This is a genomic window from Micromonospora sp. M51, from assembly GCF_018070305.1.
Classification (GTDB): domain Bacteria; phylum Actinomycetota; class Actinomycetes; order Mycobacteriales; family Micromonosporaceae; genus Micromonospora; species Micromonospora parva.
The window spans coordinates 1-5,333 of sequence record NZ_JAGPXZ010000424.1; the positions used below are offsets into that span (position 1 = coordinate 1).

Annotated in this window: 6 protein-coding genes; 5 read left to right on the forward strand and 1 reads right to left on the reverse strand. The window is 74.5% G+C overall.

Going from position 1 to position 5,333, the window contains the following annotated elements; translation table 11 throughout:
- Window positions 1-1,296 precede the first annotated feature (1,296 nt).
- Both KBX53_RS21120 and KBX53_RS21125 read left to right on the forward strand, forming a co-directional pair.
- Window positions 1,297-2,340, forward strand: a complete 1,044-nt coding sequence (locus tag KBX53_RS21120) for a hypothetical protein (protein ID WP_309140822.1) — start codon at window positions 1,297-1,299, stop codon at window positions 2,338-2,340.
- Complete coding sequence (locus KBX53_RS21125) at window positions 2,337-3,368, forward strand: HAD-IIA family hydrolase (protein WP_210861188.1); 1,032 nt, start codon at window positions 2,337-2,339, stop codon at window positions 3,366-3,368. The genes KBX53_RS21120 and KBX53_RS21125 overlap by 4 nt, the downstream gene beginning before the upstream one ends.
- A gap of 10 nt (window positions 3,369-3,378) precedes the next feature.
- Here the strand turns inward: KBX53_RS21125 and KBX53_RS21130 are convergent, their stop codons facing one another.
- A complete protein-coding gene (locus tag KBX53_RS21130) occupies window positions 3,379-3,717 on the reverse strand; it encodes an SCP2 sterol-binding domain-containing protein (protein WP_030334914.1) in 339 nt (112 codons plus the stop codon).
- A gap of 111 nt (window positions 3,718-3,828) precedes the next feature.
- On the opposite strand from KBX53_RS21130, the gene KBX53_RS21135 reads away from it, so the two are divergent.
- The 3 genes from KBX53_RS21135 to KBX53_RS21145 form a co-directional block, all read left to right on the forward strand.
- On the forward strand, window positions 3,829-4,407 hold the full coding sequence (locus KBX53_RS21135) for a phasin family protein (RefSeq protein WP_030334912.1): 579 nt from the start codon (window positions 3,829-3,831) through the stop codon (window positions 4,405-4,407).
- Window positions 4,404-4,682, forward strand: coding sequence for a hypothetical protein (locus tag KBX53_RS21140; RefSeq protein ID WP_210861190.1), 279 nt, complete (start codon window positions 4,404-4,406; stop codon window positions 4,680-4,682). The genes KBX53_RS21135 and KBX53_RS21140 overlap by 4 nt, the downstream gene beginning before the upstream one ends.
- 38 nt (window positions 4,683-4,720) lie before the next feature.
- Window positions 4,721-5,333: TlyA family RNA methyltransferase (locus KBX53_RS21145; protein WP_210861192.1), on the forward strand; the 613-nt coding region annotated here is incomplete at its 3' end.

Here is a 5,333-nt window from a genome sequence, read left to right on the forward strand (position 1 = left end):
CGCCCAATCGGGGTCGGCCCTCGACTGCGTAGCGCCATTGGTGGCGCAATCAGGAAGGATGTACCTGTGAGTTCAGGACCGCAGGGCGGAGATCGTCCCCGTCGTTACGAAGACCGTACTGACGGTGCGGGCGGACGCGACCGCGGCCCGCGCCGCGACGACCGAGACCGGCCTCCGTACCGGGGAGACCGTGACAGCGGCGGCGCCCGAGGCGGATACGCCGGCGGCCGCGACTCTGGCTCCCGTGGTGGTGACCGGGACAGCTCGCGCTCCAGCGCCCCGCGTGACGGCGGTTTCCGCGGCGGCGATCGCCGTGACGGTGGCTTCCGCGGCGGTGACCGGGACGGTTCGCGTTCCAGCGCCCCCCGCGAGGGCGGCTACCGCGGCGGTGACCGGGACGGGTCGCGCTCGGGTGCTCCCCGTGACGGTGGGTTCCGGTCCGGACCTTCCCGTGAGGGTGGTTTCCGTGGCGGCGATCGGGACGGTTCGCGTTCCAGCGCCCCGCGTGAGGGTGGTTTCCGTGGTGGTGACCGCGACGGTGGTTTCCGTGGTGGTGACCGCCGTGAGGGCGGGTACCAGGGTGGTGACCGCACTCGCTCCGGCCCGCCGCGTGAGGGTGGCTTCCGCGGCGGCGACCGCGACGGCGGGTTCCGTGGCGGTGACCGCCGTGAAGGTGGTTTCCGTGGCGGCGACCGGGACAGTTCGCGTTCCAGCGCCCCGCGTGAAGGCGGCTTCCGCGGCGGCGACCGCGACGGCGGGTTCCGTGGCGGTGACCGCCGCGAGGGCGGTTTCCGTGGCGGCGACCGGGACAGCTCGCGTTCCAGCGCCCCGCGTGAGGGCGGGTACCAGGGTGGTGACCGCACTCGCTCCGGCCCGCCGCGTGAGGGTGGCTTCCGCGGTGGTGACCGCGACGGTGGCTTCCGCGGCGGCGACCGCGACGGCGGGTTCCGTGGCGGTGACCGCCGCGAAGGCGGCTTCCGTGGCGGCGACCGGGACAGCTCGCGTTCCGGCGACCGCCGTGAGGGCGGGTTCCGTGGCGGTGACCGCGAGGGCGGGTTCCGTGGCGGTGACCGCGAGGGCGGCTACCGGGGCGGAGAGCGCACCGGCGGTTCCCGGGCCGACGAGCGGCCACGTCGCGAGGGGGAGTTCCGTCGGGACGACCGCGCGGGTGGCTCCGAGTCGTTCGAGGGCGGGCGCAGTTCGGCCCCGGCGTTGCCGGACGACATCGTCGCGACCGACCTCGACAAGGACGTCCGCGCCGAGTTGCTCTCGCTGAACAAGCCGGTCGCCGAGACGGTGGCCCGGCACCTGGTCGCGACCGGGCAGTTGATCGACGAGGATCCCGCCGAGGCGTTGGCGCACGCGCTGGCCGCCCGGCGGTTGGCGTCGCGCATCTCCGCCGTCCGTGAGGCGGTCGGTCTGGCCGCGTACCACGCGGGGGAGTGGCAGTCGGCGATCGCCGAACTGCGCACGTACCACCGGATGAGCGGGTTGCAGAGTCACCTGGCCGTGCTCGCGGACTGCGAGCGGGCTCTCGGCCGGCCGGAGCGGGCCATCGACCTGTTCCGGGGCGCGGACCGGGAGAAGCTGGACCAGGCCGTGGCGATCGAACTGTTGATCGTCGCCGCTGGGGCACGGGGCGACCTCGGGCAGAAGGACGCCGCGGTCGCGATGCTCCAGGTCCCGGACCTCACCAGCGAGGCCACCGTGCCGTGGACGGCCCGGCTGCGGTACGCGTACGCCGACGCGCTGCTCGCGGTGGGTCGGCGCGACGAGGCCCGCGAGTGGTTCTCCCGCGCCGCTGACGTGGACACCGAGGGCGAGACCGACGCCGCCGAGCGGCTGCTCGAACTCGACGGTGTGGTCATCGAGGGTGACGACGAGGACGAGGCCGCCGAGGAGATCGCCGCGGGCCCGGGGGCTCCCGGCGCGGTGCCGGCCCGACCCGACGCCGACCTGACCGGTGACGACGAAGACGACGACGACGAAGACGACGACGACCAGGACGACGACGAAGACGACGACGACCAGGACGACGACGAAGACGACGACCAGGACGGCGACGAAGACGACGACCAGGACGGCGACGAGGACGACGCGGACTTCGACGACGACGAGGACGACGCCGCTGTCAGCCGTCCCGGCGACGACGAGGACTTCGACGACGAGGACGAGGACCGTCACCCCAGCGGAAGCGGCAACGCCGACGCGGGCACCGCTGGCGACAGCGGTGTGACGTCCGGCGACGCGGCGGACGGGGACACAGCGGACGGGGACACGGCGAACGCCGCCGGGACCGTGCCGGCCGAGGGCGACGAGTCAGGGTCGACGCGGCGGTGAGCGCGGGCGTGGGGGAGCGGCTGCTCGACGGGTACACCCTGGTCGTCTTCGATCTGGATGGCGTGATCTACCTGATCGACCGGCCGATCCCCGGCGCCGTCGAGGCGGTGGCCCGGCTGCACGCCGAGGGACGGGCGGTGGCGTACGCGACCAACAACGCGTCCCGCCGCTCCAGCGAGGTCGCGGACCTGCTGACCGGAATGGGTGTGGCGGCCCGGCCGGAGGAGGTCCTCACCTCCGCCGCGGCCTCGGCCGAGTTGCTGCGTGACCGGCTGCCCGCCGGCGCGTCGGTGCTGGTGGTCGGCGCGGAGGCGCTGCGCGCGGAACTGCGCGCGGTCGGTCTGACCCCGGTCACCCAGGCCGACGAGAAGCCGGCGGCGGTGGTGCAGGGGTACGGCCCGCAGGTCGGCTGGGCCGAGTTGGCCGAAGCGTCGATCGCGGTGCGGGCGGGTGCCATCTGGATCGCCACCAACACCGATCGGACCCTGCCCAGTGGGCGGGGTCCGTTGCCGGGCAACGGTTCGCTGGTCGCCGTGCTGCGGACGGCGCTGGAGCGGGACCCCGACGTGGTGGTCGGCAAGCCGGAACCGGCGCTGTTCGAGACCGCCGCTCGCCGCAGTGGCGGTGGGCGGAGCCTGGTGGTGGGTGACCGGCTGGACACCGACATCGAGGGCGCCTGTCGGGCGGGTTTGGACAGCCTGCTCGTGCTCACCGGCGTGCACGGCGTACCGGATCTGATGGCCGCCGAGCCGCAGCGGCGTCCCACGTACGTCGCGAGGGACCTGGCGGGGCTGTTCGACCCGGCTGCCGCCGTGCGGGTCCCGGGCCCGGCGGACGCCGGCGGCTGGTCAGTGACCGACCGGGACGGCACGCTGGAGCTGGCGGGGACCGGTCGACAGCTGGACGCCCTGGCGGCGCTCTGCGCGGTGGCCTGGTCGGCGCCGGTGCCGGCGCTGCCGAAGATCCGTCCGGTGGGCCCGGACGCGGCCCAGGCGATGGAGAGCTTCGGTCTGACCGCTGCCGAGTGACGGCAACAGTTCAGAGCAGCTTGCGCAGCTTCAGCAGGTCGAACGGGTTGGCTTTGATCGACACCCGGCGGGAGGTCACCGCGTTGGTGACGTCCAGGTCGCCGCGGACCAGGGCGAGCAGGTCGTCGCTGGACGTGCTCAGCGCGATCTTGGCCTTGGGGTCGTCGCCGTCGGTCAGCTCGACCAGCCGGCCACCGGTGATCCGGCCGTGAAACGCGGTGTCCAGGTCGGTGATCCGGCAGGCCAGCGTCCGGTCCAGGTCGATCCGTTCGCGTACCGTCTCGGCGTTGCGGTCCAACCGGGCGGCCAGCTCCTGCAACGCCTGGCGGCACTCGTCCACGCTGGCCACATCTCCCCCTCGCTGATCGCCACGCCGTCCTCGGCACCGTACCGCACGGACCGGTCCGGGGTGCCCGGTAGCGTGACACCTGCACACCCCGCCCCGTGGAAGGACTCAGGCATGCAGGACGCGTGGCGCGCCTACCTCGAGCTGGCCATGGGCCTGACGGAGGCGCCCCGGAAGAAGGCCCAGGACGTGGCACGTCGCCTCGTCGGCTCCGGCGGCGCGACCGCCGCCCAACTCCAGGCCCTCGGCGAGGAACTGCTCACCACCAGCGCCGCCAACCGGGAGGCGTTGACCAAACTGGTCCGCTTCGAGGTCGACCGGGCCCTCGGCGCGGTCGGTCTGGCCACCGCCGACGAGGTGGCCGAGCTGACCCGACGGGTGCACGACCTGGAGCGGCAACTGCGGGAGGCGCGGTCCGTCGACGCGTCGACCGCCGGCCCGACGGCAGCACCCGACCCGACTGCCGCCGCGCGGCCCGGCACCGGCCTCGTGCCGTCCGACGCCCCGGCCGGTGCGCCGGTCTCCGCGCCGGTGGCGAAGAAGGCGGTGGCGAAGAAGGCGGTCGCCAAGAAGGCCATCGCGAAGAAGCCTCCGGCGACGGTCAGCCGGACCGCCGACGAGGACGTTCCGACGCCGGCGGCGATGCCCGCCAAGAAGGCGGTCCGCAAGCAGCGGCCGGACGACGCCGAATGACCCGGCCCAGCCCACCGCCCGGCGGGTCTTTCCCGGCCCGGCCCGGCCCACCGGCGGGCAGCTCCTTCCCGGCCCGGCCCGGCCCGCCGGCGGGTGCCCGCCCCGGGCCGCCGCCGGAGTTCGGGGACGACGACGACACGCGACACCCGGCGGTGGACGCCGCCGTGCAGTCCCTGGCGAACGCGGCAACGCTCGCCCCCGCCGACCAGATCGCCCACTACGAGGCGGCCTACGAGACGCTGCGGGAAACCCTCGCCACCATCGACCAGACCTGAGCGGGACGACCAGGCCTGAGCAGACCGGAGAACCACCCATGGCACGTCGTAACCGGCTGGACGCCGAACTCGTCCGGCGCGGTCTGGCCCGCTCCCGTGAGCAGGCCGCCGCGTTGGTGGAGGCCGGCCGGGTCCAACTGCGGGGCGTGGTCGCCCGCAAGGCGGCCGCGATGGTCGACCCCGCCGATCCGCTCCTGGTGACCGGTGCGGACCCCGCCGAGGAGTACGTCTCCCGGGGCGGGCACAAGCTCGCCGGGGCGCTGGCCGCGTTCGCCCCCGGAGGGTTGCGGGTCGCCGGGCGGCGCTGCCTGGACGCGGGCGCGTCGACCGGCGGGTTCACCGACGTGCTGCTGCGCGCCGACGCGGCCGAGGTGGTGGCGGTGGACGTCGGGTACGGGCAGCTCGCCTGGCCGCTGCGCACGAACGAGCGGGTCCGCGTTCTGGAGCGCACCAACGTTCGTACCCTCGACGCGGACACCATCGGCGGCCAGGTCGATCTCACGGTGGCCGACCTGTCGTTCATCTCGCTGCGGTTGGTGCTGCCGGCGTTGGCCGGCGGCACCCGCGGCGGCGGGGACCTGGCGTGGATGGTCAAGCCGCCGTTCGAGGTCGGCCCGGAGCGGGTCGGCGCCGGCGGTGTGGGCCGCGATC